Genomic DNA, 14,472 nt, shown 5'->3' with positions numbered 1-14,472 from the left:
CCCCCTCGTGACGTACGCCAGTCGTGCGATTGTCAGGGGCATTCTTGGGGTCCCTGTTGCGGCCGGACAAGGGGTGGGAACCCTTCCCTTTCACACATGTGGTGTGATGCGGACAGAGTGCGTGCCGGGGCCCGAACCGAGTGTCAGGACGCGGGACTTGGGGTCCCAGGAGCGTTGCGCCCCGCCCCGCACACGCGCGCCCTTCGGGAAGTGCCGGGTCGGCAGCCGGACCTCCGTACCGCCCCGCACGCCCGCCTTTCCGCGCCAGCTCAGCGTCAGCGTCTTCCGCTTTCCGTCCCAGCGGTACGCGATCGGGTCCCCCGCTATCGCCAGCGGAGCGGGACGGTCGAGGACGGGCAACAGCCGCGTGGGCTTCAGCTTCTCGTCCCACGGCGCCCACGGGCCCGGGTCGTTCGACCAGTACGCGAAGCCCGCCCCCATGTCGTCGGCCATGCGCTGCACCTTCTCGACGTACTCCATCGCACCCGGCAGCCCCACGTCGAGCCCGAACTCCCCGATGACGACCGGCGCCCCGAGGCGTCGTGCGGTCTTCTCCGTCTGCTCGCGCCAGGCCCGCAACGATCTGTCGACCTGGCTCCTGGTGCCGCCGGTGTAGCCGCCGCCGAGGTCCATGGGGAGGGGGTAGAGATGTGGCGCATATGCGATGCGCGCGGCGTCACCGCCGTCGCCGTCGCCGCGCGGGTCGTCCAGGCGCGGGAGGCCCGTGGCGAAGCCCCAGTTGGAGCCGATCGCGGACGGTTCGACGAAGAGCCAGTGGTCGCGGTCGACGGTACGGATGGCGTCGATGGCGTCCTGGTAGAGCCGGGCGAGCGGACCGGACTCGAAAGCGGGGCCCTGCACGCTGCCGCCCCAGGGCTCGTTCATCAGGTCGTAGCCGATGACGGTGTCGTCGTCGGCGAAGTACCTGGCCACCTCCCGCAGCGCGCCCACGTAATGTCCGCGCAGGTCACGTCCGTCGCCTTCGACCGTCCCCCAGAAACGGTCGAAGGCGCGGACGGTCCCCGGCTCGACGTAGCCGAGTTCCCAGGGGTCGGTCGGGGCCGAGGTCAGCCCGTCGGTCCCGGTCGCCCACGCGGGCGCGCCGTTGCCGCCGACGCGCGGCCCGTACAGGTCCTGGTGCATGTCGAGCAGGACGTGGAAGCCCCGCTCGCCGTACCAGCGCACCCGCTCGGCGACCTGCCGCAGATACGTCCTGTCGTACGTTCCCGGGGACGGCTCGACCTTGCGCCACTGGAGGAGGAAGCGGACGAAATTCGTGCCCAGGTCGCGCCGTTCGCGTGCGACGTCCTTCTCCTCGATCCACGGCATGCCGTCGGACGCCTCCTTGGCGCTGCTCGCCGTGGACAGGCCGCGCAGGACCAGGGCGCGGCCCTGCCGGTCGGTGATCCAGCGGTGGCCGCTCGCGGTGTCGGCTCGCGCGGCACCCGCGCCCTGCGGTCCCACGGCGACCAGCAGCGCCGCCGCGACGGCGAGCACGACCGCGCCGACCGCGCCGGACACCCAAGTGCGCCGGGCCACAGGGGACTTCATGGCCGGGATGGTAGGTCGCGGAGCCCGTCACGCAACAGACCTGAGCGTTGTTCACTTTTTTCGGTCGCGCCTCTGTCACCGGCGACCGGTGCGGCCTACAGTGGCCCGCCATGCGGACGACGATCGACGCGTTGCGGGCCCGGGCGGATGCCTCGGTCGTGGTGGCGGGCGTCTGCCTGCTGCTCGTCCTGGCGCACGGCAGCGCGACGCTGCTGACCGCGTTCACGGCGCGGGCGGGTCTGTCGGTCGTACCGAGCGCGCTCGGCGTGCCTTTCGCACTGCCGGGGCTGCGGGCGACGCCGCTGGGCGCGACGGACCGGGCCTGGCAGCTCTGCGAGAACTTCGCGGCGCTGCTCCTGGTCGCGACCGCCACCGCCCGGATGCGCCGCCATCTGCGCGTACGCCCGGACGCGGGCCGGGGCCGCCGTCTGCTCGCGGGCTGGACGGCGCTGATCGCGGGCACGGCGGTGGCGGGCACGTGGCGCGGCATGGTCGCGGCCCGCATGGTCGAGGCGAGCCTGTGGGGGTGGCTGCTGCTCCCCCTGGTCGGCGCCCTGTTCGGCGCGCTGTGGGGTCTGTTGCTCGGCTGGCTGCCCGGGGTGGCGGCCCTCACGAGGACCGGCCCGCTCCGGGCTGCTGCCTAGACCAGCGAGCTGGGCCAAGCCGCGGCTACGGGCTCGGGGGCCGCGGGGGCGGGGGCCGCCGTGCAGGTGAAGCCGAGGCCGGTCAGCGCGCGGGTGACCTCGCGGGCCGAGAAGTCACGGCGGTCCTGCCGCGTGATCACTTCCCCGACCTGCTTGACGGGGTACTGGCGGTCGCCGATGAGCACGGACTCACCCGTGACCGCTTCGGGCTCGATGTTCTTCATGACGTCCTCGACCTCGTTCTTGAAGAGGTCGAAGGGGAAGCGGGCGATGACGCAGCGCATGGTGCCTCACAGAGGGAGAGTCTCAGCGGGAGAGAAGGGGACGCGGAACCCTGGATCAGGCGGCCGTGTCGGTCCGGGTGCGGGCGGCGTAGGCACGGCGCGCGCGGCCGTCACGGGGACGCCGGCCGCGGGGACCGCCGCGGTCCGAGGACGACGCCTTCGCGGGCGCCGGGATGGTCACCGGGGTGCCCGACGGGGTCTGCGCGCCGGTGATGCGCGCCAACTCCGCCTCGCCCGAGCGCACTTCGGCGGTGTGCGGCCGGATGCCCGCCGCGGCCATCAGCCTGCTCATGCCGCGCCGCTGCGCCGACGTGACCAGGGTGACGACGCTGCCGGAGCCGCCCGCGCGCGCGGTGCGGCCGCCCCGGTGCAGGTAGTCCTTGTGGTCGGCGGGCGGGTCGACGTTGACGACGAGGTCGAGGTCGTCGACGTGGATGCCGCGGGCCGCGACGTTCGTCGCGACGAGCGCGGTGACCTGGCCGGACTTGAACTGGGCGAGGGTGCGGGTGCGTTGGGGCTGGGACTTGCCGCCGTGCAGGGCCGCCGCCCGTACCCCGCTGTTCAGCAGGTGCGTGGTGAGCCGGTCGACCGCGTGCTTGGTGTCGAGGAAGAGGATGACCCGGCCGTCGCGGGCGGCGATCTCCGTCGTCGCGGCGGTCTTGTCGGCGCCGTGCACGTGCAGCACGTGGTGCTCCATCGTGGTGACCGCGCCCGCCGACGGGTCGACGGAGTGGACGACAGGGTCGCTGAGGTAGCGGCGGACCAGGAGGTCGACGTTGCGGTCCAGGGTGGCGGAGAACAACATGCGCTGTCCGTCGGGCCGGACCTGGTCGAGGAGCTCGGTGACCTGGGGCAGGAAGCCCATGTCGGTCATCTGGTCGGCCTCGTCGAGGACGGTGACGGCGACCTGGTCCAGGCGGCAGTCGCGCCGCTCGATGAGGTCCTTGAGCCGTCCGGGCGTCGCGACGACGACCTCGGCGCCGGTGCGCAGCGCTCCGGCCTGCCGTCCGATGGACATGCCGCCGACGACGGTGGCCATACGGAGCCGCACCGACCTGGCGTACGGGGTGAGGGCGTCGGTCACCTGCTGGGCGAGCTCGCGGGTGGGGACGAGGATCAGGGCGAGCGGGCGGCGCGGTTCGGCCCGCTGTCCCGCGGTGCGGGCGAGCGCCGCGAGGCCGAAGGCGAGCGTCTTGCCGGATCCGGTGCGCCCGCGGCCGAGGACGTCGCGGCCCGCGAGGGTGTTCGGCAGCGTGGCCGCCTGGATCGGGAACGGCGTGGTGACGCCGAGCCCGGTGAGGGTCGTGAGCAGGCCGTCCGGCAGGCCGAGCGCGGCGAAGTCCTCGACGGGCGGCAGGGCCGGGGTGACGGTGGCCGGCAGCGTGAACTCCCCCTGGGGGGCGCTGGGACGGCGGCTGGGGCGGCCGGAACCCTTGTACCCCTGGGCGTATCGGCCGTTTGTGCGAACTGAGCGGTTCATGTGGACCTCGAACCTTCCTCGATGCGGCGCGTGTCGAGGAATTCTCAGGGGGCACCGTCCGGTGCCGAGAACCGCAGGAACGGCCGGGTAAATGAAAAACAATTCCGGCCGCCGGGGGGTTATTTCGGCTTCGCCGGGGAATGGGCGGCGGGGGCGTATCGCTCCCGCGCACCCGCAATACGCGTGAAACCCGCAAAACACAACGAGCTGGGGCCCGCACCCAAGGTGCGGGCCCCAGCTACGAAATACGCGTGAGCGTCAGACGTCAGGCGGGAACGATGTTCTCGGCCTGCGGGCCCTTCTGGCCCTGCGTGACGTCGAAGGTCACCTTCTGGCCCTCCTGCAGCTCACGGAAGCCCTGGGCGGCAATGTTCGAGTAGTGGGCGAAGACGTCAGCGCCGCCACCCTCCTGCTCGATGAAGCCGAAGCCCTTTTCCGAGTTGAACCACTTCACGGTGCCAGTAGCCATGTCATATCTCCTTCGGGGCAATTGCCCGGGAGCCCGCACTGTGCGGACTCCACGTCGCCGTGATGATTACCCTGACCGGACATGACCGGCAAAAACAAAGTGCCCTGCCGACGCGGTATGTCGGCTGAGCACTTGGAGTCTCTGGAAACCACAACTGCAACTGATAACGACAGTAGCACGCGACGATGATCCGCGCAGGGTTTTCATATCGTTGGGCCCGTCGACGGATAAACCCTCCCGGCACTTCACGCGAAATTCTGTTTTGACCGTCACAGATATTCGGACCCGGCCGGATGACGGCTGCGTCGACGGCTGCGGGACTCCGGCGCCGCGGGGCTACCCGTCGCCGTGTGACTCCTTGTCGCGGAGCTCCTCGTTGATGCGCAACGCGTCCTCCAGCTGGTCCTCCAGGACGACGATGCGGCAGGCGGCGTCGACCGGGGTGCCCTTGTCGACGAGCTCGCGGGCGCGCGCGGCGACGCGGAGCTGATAGCGGGAGTAGCGGCGGTGGCCGCCCTCGGACCGCAGGGGCGTGATCAGGCGGGCCTCGCCGACCGCGCGGAGGAAGCCGGGCGTGGCGCCGATCATCTCGGCGGCCCGGCCCATCGTGTAGGCGGGGTAGTCGTCGTCGTCGAACCGGTCTTGGCCGCGCGAGGGGGTCTCCGGGGGCATCTGCACCTTTTCCTTGGCTACAAGCAGGAACCCTAACAACGGAGTGCCGCTTGCCTCCTCCTGCGGTGACAGTTTTTCGCAGACTGGGAGGGGAGGTATCGGGTCCGGCCGTCCCGCACCTCGGTAAGCTGACCAGTCATGTCGATCCCTGACGAGCTGCTCGTTGACATCGCCACCCTGGTCGAGTCCGAGCACAGCAATCAGATGTCCCTCACCGTGGTCGTCGGCGGTGCCGTCATCACCGGGAGGCTGGCCCCCGAGGCCCTGTGGCGGCGGCGCGTCGCCGAAGTCCTGAAGGACTCCGCCCGGCTCGGCCCCTTCGCGGCGGCGTTCGTGTCCCCCGAGGCGGATTCGGGCCCGCCCCTGAAGACCGAGCCGCCCACCCACCTCCACTTCCACCTGGCCCGGATCCTCCAGGGCAGCCTGGGCCTGCCGGAGACCGGCGGGATGTACCGGATCGCCCTGGCGGACGTCGGCGCCTGGACCGTGGGCGACCTCAGCTACTCCGACTCCTGACCGCACCCCCTCCGCACCACTCCCTCCGCACCACCCCCTCCGCGCCCGGACAGCGGGTCCGGCACGACAGGCCCCGGCTCAACATGAGTCGGGGCTTGTCAACTTTCCTCCTCCTGAGCTATATAAAAAGGCGTAGGGCATCGCACCCAACATCAGAGAAGAGGAGTGACCCGTGATGCTCATGCGTACCGACCCGTTCCGCGAGTTCGACCGCCTCGCCCAGCAGGTCTTCAGCAGCTCCCGCCCCGCCGGGATGCAGATGGACGCCTACCGCGACGGCGACGAGTTCGTCGTCCACTTCGACCTGCCGGGCATCGACCCGGAGTCGATCGACCTGGACGTCGAGCGCCACGTGCTGAACGTGCGGGCCGAGCGCCGCTCCCCCGCCCCCGAGGGCGTGGAGATGATCGCGGCCGAGCGGTCCACCGGAAGCTACGCCCGCCAGCTCTTCCTCGGCGACACCCTGGACACGGAGCGCATCGACGCCTCGTACGAAGCCGGTGTCCTGACGCTCCGCATCCCGGTGGCCGAGCGGGCCAAGCCCCGGAAGATCCACATCAGCGGCGGCGGCGACCGCAAGCAGATCGACGGCTGACGAGACGAGACGGAGGAGAACGGCACGATGAGGTGGAGCGAACTCATCGAGACGGTGCGGGAGACCGGCCAGTACGACGGCGCGGCGGACGCGGAGCGCGTGACACGCGTCGTCCTGTCCGCCCTCGGCGGCCACGTCGTCGGGACCGTACGGGCCGATCTGGCGCGGCAGCTGCCGCCGGAGGCGGCGCGGCTCCTCGCGGACCGCATCCCCGCCGCCCGGCCGCTCACGGCGGCGCAGTTCGTGGAGAGCGTGGCGAAGTGCCTGCCGGGCGCGACCCCCGCCACCGCCCGCTGGGACGTCAGCTCCGTCCTCACCGCACTGGCGCGGGCGGTGGACGGCGCACTCGTCGACCGCCTGCTGGGCCTGCTGCCGTCCGGTTACGCGCTGCTGTTCGGCAGGGCGGAGCTGGTGCGGGCGGCCTGAAGGGCAGGCTCTGACGTGCGGGTGCCGTCCGAGAACCCCGGCAGGGGGTCTCGGACGGCACCCGCAGCAGTGGTTACCGCATGCCCGAGGGCTTGGGCAGCTGGCAGCCCGCGCGGCTCAGGTCGATCTTGTTGCCGGCGCCGACGCACGGCACGATCCAGTAGGTCTGCTGCGCGTAGTTGATGCCTTCGCGCACGGTGACCTTGCCGTTCTCGTCGACCTCGCACGGGTTGTTGTCCGTGCACCGCTCACCGCTCTCGTTGCCGGTGTTGTTGACGGCGACGACCTTGCCGGTCTCGTCGTCGATCACCGGGGAGCCCGAGGTGCCGCCGATCGTCTTGCAGTCGGGGGTGTAGCGGACCGAGTCCTTCCAGGTCCAGCTCCCCTCCTTGAGGCGGTACGCGAAGCCGTCGACGCTGCACTTGTACAGCTTCTTCCAGTACCCGGAGGCGACGGTGATCTTCCGCCCCTGCTCGGGGCGCGCCGAGTTCAGTTCAAGCGCCTTGATCCCGTACCGGCTCTCTATGTCCTTGTAAGTGCTGGTGGTCTGATAGAGCGACATGTCCGTGTCGGTCATCGTGCCGTACGCGATCTTGCTGGCCTTGATGGTCCCGAGGCGGCCGCCCGAGCTGTTGAGCAGCGTGAAGCTGCGGGAGGAGGCCTTGTTGACGATGACCTCGCCCGGCGCGGGGAAGCCGCTCTCCAGGCAGTGTCCGTTGGACAGGACGAGGGCCGGGTCGGTGGGCTGGGAGTTCGGTACGCGGACCACGGAGCCGGAGCAGTTGCTGAGCGCCACCGTTCCGGCGAGTGTGACGGCCTTGATCCTGGGCTTCGCGGGTGCTTCGTTGCCGACGGCAGTCGCGGGCGCCGCGGTTGCTCCGATGAGCAGAGCCGCGAAGCACGCACCGACGAGAGGCTTCTTCATGTGGGGGTCCCCTCAGATGACTAAGTGACCGAAGTTCCTTCGGCGTTGTCATGCGCATTGTTGGGGCGCCACGCCGTCAGGACAAGACCACAAACGGACACAACTGACCGCTGACAGGACGCCGTGGAGCGGAACAACACGCTCCGCCGGGCCCCGCGGGACACCCCTTGTGTCCGAAAACACGAGGCGGCCCGTGATACCCGCCCGTAAGCTCGCGGACATGCAGGTCATCCAGTCGACGAAGCTCTCCAACGTCTGTTACGAGATCCGGGGCCCGGTGCTCGAGGAGGCGATGCGGCTGGAGGCGGCCGGTCACCGCATCCTGAAGCTCAACACCGGCAACCCCGCCGCCTTCGGCTTCGAGTGCCCGCCCGAGATCCTGGAGGACGTCCTCCGCAACGTCGGCACGGCGCACGGCTACGGCGACGCGAAGGGCCTCCTCGCCGCCCGCCGCGCGGTCGTCATGCACAACCAGACGCTGGGCATCGAGACCGACGTCGAGCACGTCTTCATCGGCAACGGCGTCTCCGAGCTCATCGTGATGGCCATGCAGGGCCTCCTGGACGACGGCGACGAGGTCCTCGTACCGGCGCCGGACTACCCCCTGTGGACCGCGGCCGTCTCCCTGTCCGGCGGCACCGCCGTGCACTACCGCTGCGACGAGCAGGCGGACTGGATGCCGGACCTCGCGGACATCGAGCGCAAGGTCACCGACCGCACCAAGGCGCTCGTGATCATCAACCCGAACAACCCGACCGGCGCCGTGTACGACGAAGCGATGCTGCGCGGCCTCACCGACATCGCGCGCCGCCACAACCTGCTGGTCTGCTCGGACGAGATCTACGACAAGATCCTCTACGACGGCGCGACGCACACGCCGACCGCCGCCGTCGCCCCGGACCTGCTGACCCTCACCTTCAACGGCATGTCGAAGGCGTACCGCGTGGCGGGGTACCGGGTCGGCTGGATGGCGATCTCGGGCCCGAAGGCGCACGCGTCCTCGTACATCGAGGGCCTGACGATCCTCGCGAACATGCGCCTGTGCGCGAACATGCCTGGCCAGCACGGCGTCGTGGCCGCGCTCAGCGGACGGCAGACGATCAACGACCTGGTGCTGCCGGGCGGCCGGCTCCTGGAGCAGCGCGACACGGCGTACGACCTGCTGACGCAGATCCCCGGCGTGAGCTGCGTGAAGCCGAAGGGGTCGCTCTACCTCTTCCCGCGGCTCGACCCGAAGGTCTTCAAGATCAAGGACGACCGGCAGATGGTCCTCGACCTGCTGCGCGCCGAGAAGATCATGGTCGTGCACGGTACGGGCTTCAACTGGCCCGAACCCGACCACTTCCGGGTCGTGACGCTGCCGACGGCGACGGATCTCGCGGAGGCGGTCACCCGGATCGGTCATTTCCTGGACGGCTACAGCCAGCCCTGACCAGCACCGATCGACCAGGATTGACCCCGACTCAACTTTAGACAGGATCTAAGCTAGGATGGCTTTCAAGCAACCGTCTGGAGGCCATCCCATGTACGAGCCGATCCGCACCAAGTCGGTCCACACCATGGCCGACGACGCGAGCTATCCGCACCGCTCCCGCGAGGAGGAGCTGGACATCCAGCTCGCCGGACACCTCGCGGCGCTGCTCGCCCTCACCGACGAGCTGCGCGCCCTGTCCCCCTCGGCCGCCCTCGACGACGCCGCCGAGCAGCTCGCGCTGCAGGTGGCACGGCTGCGCGGGGGCGTTCTCCCGCCGCGCTCCGCCGTCGCGGCCGCCGTCCACGAGCCCCACCTGTCCGCCCTGCACCAGCGCGCCCACGCCCTCGCGGGCCGCGCCCTGGTGGTGGCGGCGTCCCGTGCCGACACCGCGGCGGCGATCCTGGCCGCCGAGCGCATGGACGCCCACGCGGACGCCTCGCGCCTCGTCGGCGCCCCCTGATCGGCCCCGGTCCGCGGCCGGGGAGGCCACGGACCGGGTGCCACCAGCCCGGCGACAGCTGGGGGTGCCGGCCGCCTAGCCGGTGATCTTGACGGTCGCCGTGGCGGACGAACCCTCGTGCAGGGCGTCACCCGCGTAGCTCACCGTGTAGAGCGTCTTGCCCCGCTTGCTGGGCAGGTCCTTGACGCTGAACGTGCCGTCGGCCGCGACCGACGCCGACGTCAGCTCGCCCGTCGTGCCGAGCCGGTCGGTCCGCGTCACCTTCAGGTTGATCCCGGACGGCAGGGCGCGTCCCTGCCCGGTCAGCTTGCCGGTGATCGCGACGCCGCCCGCGCGGGTCGCCTCGGCGGGCGCGGTCAGCTCGATCCCCGTCGAGGCCTTCGCGACGTCCACCGTGAGCGTGACGTCCTCGGCCGGGCGGTGCGTGACGTCGCCGAGGAAGCGCAGCGTGTACGTCGCCTCGCCGACCCGGTCCGGCACGTCCAGGACGGTGAAGCTGCCGTCGGCCGCGACTCTGGCGGCCGCCACCTCCTGCGTGCCGTCGGCGTCCTTGCGGACGGCGGCGACCTTCACGGGCTCCGCGGGCGCGGGGCCGTCGAGCTCCAACCTGCCACGGATACCCATGGGTTCACCGACGACGGGCTTCGACGGCGTGGTGGTGAGGGTGCCGGTGAAGCGCGAGTCGTACTGCGCGGCCGGCGGCTTGATGACGTGCAGCCAGTGGCCGTTGCCGCCGTCGGAGGTCACCGCGAAGAGCCGCGAGCCGTCCTTGGCCCAGTTGAGCCCCTGCGGCACGACCCGCTTCCCGTCGAGGTCCCCCTCGAAGGCGAACTCCAGCGGTGTGGTGCCGTCCTTCGGGTCGGCGGGCTGGATCAGGAGGTCCGCCGCGCTGCCGGTGGCGGCCGCGCCCCGCGCCACGTACTTGCCGTCGCCGCTGAACGCCACCGCCGACGCCTTCGCGCCCTCCGGCAGCGGCTGGTACGCCGTCGGGGCGTCCGCCAGGTCACCGGCGTCGAGCAGCCGGGTGCCGTACGCGGCATCCGCCACGGCGATGCGCTTGCCGTCGGCGCTCTGCGCGATGTCCTTCAGGTCGAGCGCGCCCTTGCCCTCGGCGTCGGCGAACCGCCGCGAGGGGCCCCGCACGAGACTGTCGCCGCTCGCATCGAACGTAGTGAGGAACGGGTCGGCCGTGGGACCCGCGCCCGCCTGCCCCATCACGAGCCGGTCGGGCGCCCCGGGGCCCGCCTCCAGGCGCAGCCGTCCCTGGCTGTTCCACCCGGTGTTGACCGACGCCGTGCCCTTGACCCCGTACAGCAGGGCCAGGTTGTCGGGCCGTTCGCAGTACGTGGAGCCGGTGTACGGCGTCTCCGTGAACCATGTCCTGCCGCCCGCGACCGCGACCTCGCGGCCACAGGTCACGTCATAGGGCGTGCTCGCGGCGCCGGTCCTGGTCTGCGTCGCCGTGTCGAACGTCAGGATGCGGTTGGACTGCGACACGTGCAGGGTCGCGCCGTCCGCGCTGAGCGCCATGCCGGACGCCGGCTGGTCCGTGGCGAGCGAACCGACGCGCCGGCCCGCGAAGTCGTAGACGAGGACCTCGCTCGCCCCGGCACCGCTCCTGCGCCCGTCGGTGACGTAGACCCGCTCGTGCGCGTCGTCGACGACCATCGCCCCGAACGACGCGATGGGCAGCTTCGCCGCCTCGTCGGACGGTGTCGCCGCGGAGGCCGCGGGCGCCCCGACGGCGATCATCCCTGCCGAGCCGATGGCCACCGCGAGCGCGGCACCCGTCACCCGTCGTAAGCCCAGAGATCTCTTCAACTCGTCCCCCCACAGGATCGATCGACGGCCCGCCGTGATCAGCGGGCCGACATGCGGACCCATGAAACATGTGTGAGGGATGTGAAGGCAAGGTGTTCAAGATGCGGGTGTGTCACGCGGCCGGGCCCCCGCACGCCGTTGTGCGGGGGCCCGGCCGGAAACGGAACGGCTAAAGGCCGACGGAGCGGCCGACGGGTCAGCCGAGGCGCTGCACCAGCGCGCGGTACTCGTCCCACAGCTCCTTGGGCGTGTGCTCACCGAAGGTGTTGAGGTGCTCGGGGACCAGGGATGCCTCGTCGCGCCAGACCTCCTTGTCGACCGTGAGCAGGAACTCCAGGTCGTCCTTGGCCAGGTCGAGGCCGTCGGTGTCCAGCGAGTCGACCGTCGGCAGGATGCCGATGGGGGTCTCGACGCCCTCGGCCCTGCCGTCGAGGCGCTCCACGATCCACTTCAGGACGCGGGAGTTCTCGCCGAAGCCGGGCCACACGAACTTGCCGTCGGCGTTCTTCCGGAACCAGTTGACGTAGTAGATCTTCGGCAGCTTGGACTGGTCGGCCTTGTCCGCGCCGACCTTCACCCAGTGCGCCATGTAGTCGCCCATGTTGTAGCCGCAGAACGGCAGCATGGCGAACGGGTCGCGGCGCAGCTCGCCGACCTTGCCCTCGGCCGCGGCGGTCTTCTCGCTCGCCACGTTCGCACCGAGGAAGACGCCGTGCTGCCAGTCGAAGGACTCCGTCACCAGCGGCACCGCGCTGGCGCGACGGCCGCCGAAGAGGATCGCCGAGATCGGCACGCCCTTGGGGTCCTCCCACTCGGGCGCGATGATCGGGCACTGCGAGGCGGGCGTGGTGAAGCGGGCGTTCGGGTGGGCGGCGGGGACGCCTGACTCAGGAGTCCAGTCGTTGCCCTTCCAGTCGGTGAGGTGGGCCGGAGTCTCCTCCGTCATGCCCTCCCACCAGACGTCGTTGTCGTCGGTGAGCGCGACGTTCGTGAAGACGGAGTTGCCCCACAGCGTCTTCATGGCGTTGGCGTTGGTGTGCTCGCCGGTGCCGGGCGCGACGCCGAAGAAGCCCGCCTCGGGGTTGATCGCGTAGAGGCGGCCGTCCTCGCCGAACCGCATCCAGGCGATGTCGTCGCCGATGGTCTCGACGGTCCAGCCGGGGATCGTCGGCTCCAGCATGGCGAGGTTGGTCTTGCCGCAGGCGCTCGGGAACGCGGCGGCGAGGTACGTCGGAGATGCGGCCTCGCCCTCGCCCTGCGGGGGCGTGAGCTTGAGGATCAGCATGTGCTCGGCGAGCCAGCCCTCGTCGCGCGCCATGACGGAGGCGATGCGCAGCGCGTAGCACTTCTTGCCCAGCAGGGCGTTGCCGCCGTACCCGGAGCCGTACGACCAGATCTCGCGGTCCTCGGGGAAGTGCGAGATGTACTTGGTGGAGTTGCAGGGCCACGGCACATCGGCCTCGCCCTCTTCGAGCGGGGCGCCGAGCGTGTGGACGGCCTTCACGAAGAAGCCGTCGTCGCCGAGCTCGTCCAGGACGGCCTGACCCATGCGGGTCATGGTGCGCATGGAGACGGCGACGTAGGCGGAGTCGGTGATCTCGACGCCGATGGCGGAGAGCGGCGAGCCGACGGGGCCCATGCAGAAGGGCACGACGTACATGGTGCGGCCGCGCATGGAGCCGCGGAAGACGCCCTTCTCACCCGCGAAGATCTCCCGCATCTCGGCGGGGGCCTTCCAGTGGTTGGTCGGGCCCGCGTCCTCCTCCTTCTCGGAGCAGATGAAGGTGCGGTCCTCGACGCGCGCGACGTCGGTGGGGTCGGAGGCCGCGTAGTACGAGTTCGGCCGCTTCACCGGGTCCAGCTTCTTGAACGTGCCCTTGGCGACGAGCTCCTCGCACAGGCGCTCGTACTCGGCCTCGGATCCGTCGCACCAGACCACACGGTCCGGCTGCGTCAGTTCCGCGATCTCGTTCACCCAGGAGGCCAGCTCCTGGTGGTTCGTCGGGGCAGTGCCCAGGGGCTCTGCGAGAAGGGGAGCCGCGATGTCGCGCGCCACGATTGCTCCTAATCGAGGGGTTTTTGGGATGTATGCCCCGTGGGGGCTGCGACCCGGACGCTTCACGTGTACGTACTTTGGCGCTCATCCGGTGCCGACCGCACTCATTTGATCATCCGACGCGTTCGCGCATCTGTCCAGAGGGCTTCACACTTGAGCGGCGTGAGCATCGCCACTTGTACGGGTACGGGGGTGTGGGCGCCGATCCGTCCGTTTGACGCCGACCAACCAGGTCACCAACCGTTTGATGTCCGACTTACGGGCCCCTCGGTACGATGCCGTCATGACCGCCCCTGTCCCCGAAGCGACACCGCACTCCGCGGACAACCCTTCACTCGTCCCGTCCCCGGACTCCATGCCCCTGCCGGTGAAGCCGGCCATGCGCGGCTGGCTGCACGCGGGCATGTTCCCCGCCGTGGTGATCGCGGGCCTGGTGCTCACCGCCCTCGCGGACTCCCCCCGCGGCCGGGTCGCCTGCGGCATCTTCGCCCTCAGCGCCTGCCTGCTGTTCGGCATCAGCGCGCTCTACCACCGCGGCAACTGGAGCCCCAGAGCCGACGCGGTGCTGCGCCGCCTCGACCACTCCAACATCTTCCTGATCATCGCGGGCACGTACACCCCGCTGACCCTGCTGCTCCTGCCCGAGGCGAAGGGCCAGTGGCTGCTGTGGGGCATCTGGGGCGCGGCGCTCGCCGGCATCGCCTTCCGCGTCTTCTGGGTCGGCGCCCCGCGCTGGCTCTACACGCCGTGCTACATCGCGATGGGCTGGGCGGCCGTCTTCTTCCTGCCGGACTTCATGCGAACGGGCGGCATCGCGGTCCTCGTCCTGGTCGTCGTCGGCGGCGTGCTCTACAGCGTGGGCGGCGTGATCTACGGAATCAAGCGCCCCAACCCCTCCCCCCGGTTCTTCGGCTTCCACGAGGTCTTCCACTCCCTGACCCTGGCAGCCTTCGTCATCCACTACGTAGGCATCTCCCTGGTGGCCTACCAGCACGGCTGACCCCTCCCCCTTTCCACCCGAGCCTTCCACCCGAGTGGCCGCGGTCCGACCGTGGCCACTTTTTTCATGCCTCCACACGGGCCCGATATTGACACTAAC

The 14,472-nt window shown here is 70.5% G+C and carries 15 protein-coding genes; 7 read left to right on the top strand and 8 right to left on the bottom strand.

What is annotated here, in order from left to right; all coding sequences use genetic code 11:
* Positions 1–90: 90 nt before the first annotated feature.
* Complete coding sequence (locus NOO62_RS25605) at positions 91–1,551, bottom strand: cellulase family glycosylhydrolase (RefSeq protein ID WP_268773199.1); 1,461 nt, start codon at positions 1,549–1,551, stop codon at positions 91–93.
* A 110-nt stretch (positions 1,552–1,661) separates the two neighbouring features.
* Between NOO62_RS25605 and NOO62_RS25600 the strand changes: the two genes are divergently transcribed.
* Positions 1,662–2,195, top strand: a complete 534-nt coding sequence (locus tag NOO62_RS25600; RefSeq protein WP_268773198.1) for a hypothetical protein — start codon at positions 1,662–1,664, stop codon at positions 2,193–2,195.
* On the opposite strand, the gene NOO62_RS25595 is transcribed toward NOO62_RS25600, so the two are convergent.
* From NOO62_RS25595 to NOO62_RS25580, 4 genes are all read right to left on the bottom strand, one after another.
* On the bottom strand, positions 2,192–2,479 hold the full coding sequence (locus NOO62_RS25595; protein ID WP_268773197.1) for an SCO5918 family protein: 288 nt from the start codon (positions 2,477–2,479) through the stop codon (positions 2,192–2,194). The two genes, NOO62_RS25600 and NOO62_RS25595, sit on opposite strands and share 4 nt — an antisense overlap.
* A gap of 55 nt (positions 2,480–2,534) precedes the next feature.
* On the bottom strand, positions 2,535–3,959 hold the full coding sequence (locus NOO62_RS25590) for a DEAD/DEAH box helicase (protein WP_268773196.1): 1,425 nt from the start codon (positions 3,957–3,959) through the stop codon (positions 2,535–2,537).
* 265 nt (positions 3,960–4,224) lie between these two features.
* Entirely contained in the window at positions 4,225–4,428 is a 204-nt protein-coding gene (locus NOO62_RS25585) for a cold-shock protein (protein WP_268773195.1), read from the bottom strand.
* A gap of 336 nt (positions 4,429–4,764) precedes the next feature.
* A complete protein-coding gene (locus NOO62_RS25580) occupies positions 4,765–5,100 on the bottom strand; it encodes a MerR family transcriptional regulator (RefSeq protein ID WP_268773194.1) in 336 nt (111 codons plus the stop codon).
* Between the two features lie 138 nt (positions 5,101–5,238).
* On the opposite strand from NOO62_RS25580, the gene NOO62_RS25575 reads away from it, so the two are divergent.
* The 3 genes from NOO62_RS25575 (at position 5,239) to NOO62_RS25565 (ending at position 6,637) form a co-directional block, all read left to right on the top strand.
* On the top strand, positions 5,239–5,616 hold the full coding sequence (locus tag NOO62_RS25575) for a hypothetical protein (RefSeq protein WP_268773193.1): 378 nt from the start codon (positions 5,239–5,241) through the stop codon (positions 5,614–5,616).
* Positions 5,617–5,791: 175 nt separating this feature from the next.
* On the top strand, positions 5,792–6,211 hold the full coding sequence (locus tag NOO62_RS25570) for an Hsp20/alpha crystallin family protein (RefSeq protein ID WP_268773192.1): 420 nt from the start codon (positions 5,792–5,794) through the stop codon (positions 6,209–6,211).
* 27 nt (positions 6,212–6,238) lie between these two features.
* A complete protein-coding gene (locus tag NOO62_RS25565) occupies positions 6,239–6,637 on the top strand; it encodes a DUF2267 domain-containing protein (protein ID WP_268773191.1) in 399 nt (132 codons plus the stop codon).
* Between the two features lie 73 nt (positions 6,638–6,710).
* Here NOO62_RS25565 and NOO62_RS25560 read toward each other — a convergent pair whose 3' ends face one another.
* Positions 6,711–7,562 carry a S1 family peptidase gene (locus tag NOO62_RS25560; protein ID WP_268773190.1) on the bottom strand — a complete coding sequence of 284 codons (852 nt, stop codon included), beginning with the start codon at positions 7,560–7,562 and terminating at the stop codon, positions 6,711–6,713.
* 220 nt (positions 7,563–7,782) lie between these two features.
* On the opposite strand from NOO62_RS25560, the gene NOO62_RS25555 reads away from it, so the two are divergent.
* Both NOO62_RS25555 and NOO62_RS25550 read left to right on the top strand, forming a co-directional pair.
* Positions 7,783–8,994, top strand: a complete 1,212-nt coding sequence (locus tag NOO62_RS25555) for a pyridoxal phosphate-dependent aminotransferase (RefSeq protein WP_268773189.1) — start codon at positions 7,783–7,785, stop codon at positions 8,992–8,994.
* Positions 8,995–9,085: 91 nt separating this feature from the next.
* A complete protein-coding gene (locus NOO62_RS25550; RefSeq protein WP_268773188.1) occupies positions 9,086–9,496 on the top strand; it encodes a hypothetical protein in 411 nt (136 codons plus the stop codon).
* Positions 9,497–9,571: 75 nt separating this feature from the next.
* Here NOO62_RS25550 and NOO62_RS25545 read toward each other — a convergent pair whose 3' ends face one another.
* Together NOO62_RS25545 and NOO62_RS25540 are read right to left on the bottom strand one after the other, a co-directional pair.
* Positions 9,572–11,380 carry an Ig-like domain repeat protein gene (locus tag NOO62_RS25545; RefSeq protein ID WP_268773187.1) on the bottom strand — a complete coding sequence of 603 codons (1,809 nt, stop codon included), beginning with the start codon at positions 11,378–11,380 and terminating at the stop codon, positions 9,572–9,574.
* Between the two features lie 133 nt (positions 11,381–11,513).
* Complete coding sequence (locus NOO62_RS25540) at positions 11,514–13,373, bottom strand: phosphoenolpyruvate carboxykinase (GTP) (RefSeq protein WP_268773186.1); 1,860 nt, start codon at positions 13,371–13,373, stop codon at positions 11,514–11,516.
* 283 nt (positions 13,374–13,656) lie between these two features.
* On the opposite strand from NOO62_RS25540, the gene trhA reads away from it, so the two are divergent.
* On the top strand, positions 13,657–14,373 hold the full coding sequence (gene trhA / locus NOO62_RS25535) for a PAQR family membrane homeostasis protein TrhA (protein ID WP_268773185.1): 717 nt from the start codon (positions 13,657–13,659) through the stop codon (positions 14,371–14,373).
* Positions 14,374–14,472 lie beyond the last annotated feature (99 nt).

The sequence above is a fragment of the Streptomyces sp. Je 1-369 genome, assembly GCF_026810505.1.
GTDB lineage: Bacteria > Actinomycetota > Actinomycetes > Streptomycetales > Streptomycetaceae > Streptomyces.
Note: the sequence above shows the minus strand (reverse complement) of the source record. Positions and strands in the feature narration are given on the sequence as shown.

Coding starts and splice junctions, on each gene's coding strand:
- NOO62_RS25605 (WP_268773199.1), bottom strand. CDS start 1,551: ATGAAGTCCCCTGTGGCCCGGCGCACTTGGGTGTCCGGCGCGGTCGGC.
- NOO62_RS25600 (WP_268773198.1), top strand. CDS start 1,662: ATGCGGACGACGATCGACGCGTTGCGGGCCCGGGCGGATGCCTCGGTC.
- NOO62_RS25595 (WP_268773197.1), bottom strand. CDS start 2,479: ATGCGCTGCGTCATCGCCCGCTTCCCCTTCGACCTCTTCAAGAACGAG.
- NOO62_RS25590 (WP_268773196.1), bottom strand. CDS start 3,959: ATGAACCGCTCAGTTCGCACAAACGGCCGATACGCCCAGGGGTACAAG.
- NOO62_RS25585 (WP_268773195.1), bottom strand. CDS start 4,428: ATGGCTACTGGCACCGTGAAGTGGTTCAACTCGGAAAAGGGCTTCGGC.
- NOO62_RS25580 (WP_268773194.1), bottom strand. CDS start 5,100: ATGCCCCCGGAGACCCCCTCGCGCGGCCAAGACCGGTTCGACGACGAC.
- NOO62_RS25575 (WP_268773193.1), top strand. CDS start 5,239: ATGTCGATCCCTGACGAGCTGCTCGTTGACATCGCCACCCTGGTCGAG.
- NOO62_RS25570 (WP_268773192.1), top strand. CDS start 5,792: ATGCTCATGCGTACCGACCCGTTCCGCGAGTTCGACCGCCTCGCCCAG.
- NOO62_RS25565 (WP_268773191.1), top strand. CDS start 6,239: ATGAGGTGGAGCGAACTCATCGAGACGGTGCGGGAGACCGGCCAGTAC.
- NOO62_RS25560 (WP_268773190.1), bottom strand. CDS start 7,562: ATGAAGAAGCCTCTCGTCGGTGCGTGCTTCGCGGCTCTGCTCATCGGA.
- NOO62_RS25555 (WP_268773189.1), top strand. CDS start 7,783: ATGCAGGTCATCCAGTCGACGAAGCTCTCCAACGTCTGTTACGAGATC.
- NOO62_RS25550 (WP_268773188.1), top strand. CDS start 9,086: ATGTACGAGCCGATCCGCACCAAGTCGGTCCACACCATGGCCGACGAC.
- NOO62_RS25545 (WP_268773187.1), bottom strand. CDS start 11,380: ATGGGTCCGCATGTCGGCCCGCTGATCACGGCGGGCCGTCGATCGATC.
- trhA (WP_268773185.1), top strand. CDS start 13,657: ATGACCGCCCCTGTCCCCGAAGCGACACCGCACTCCGCGGACAACCCT.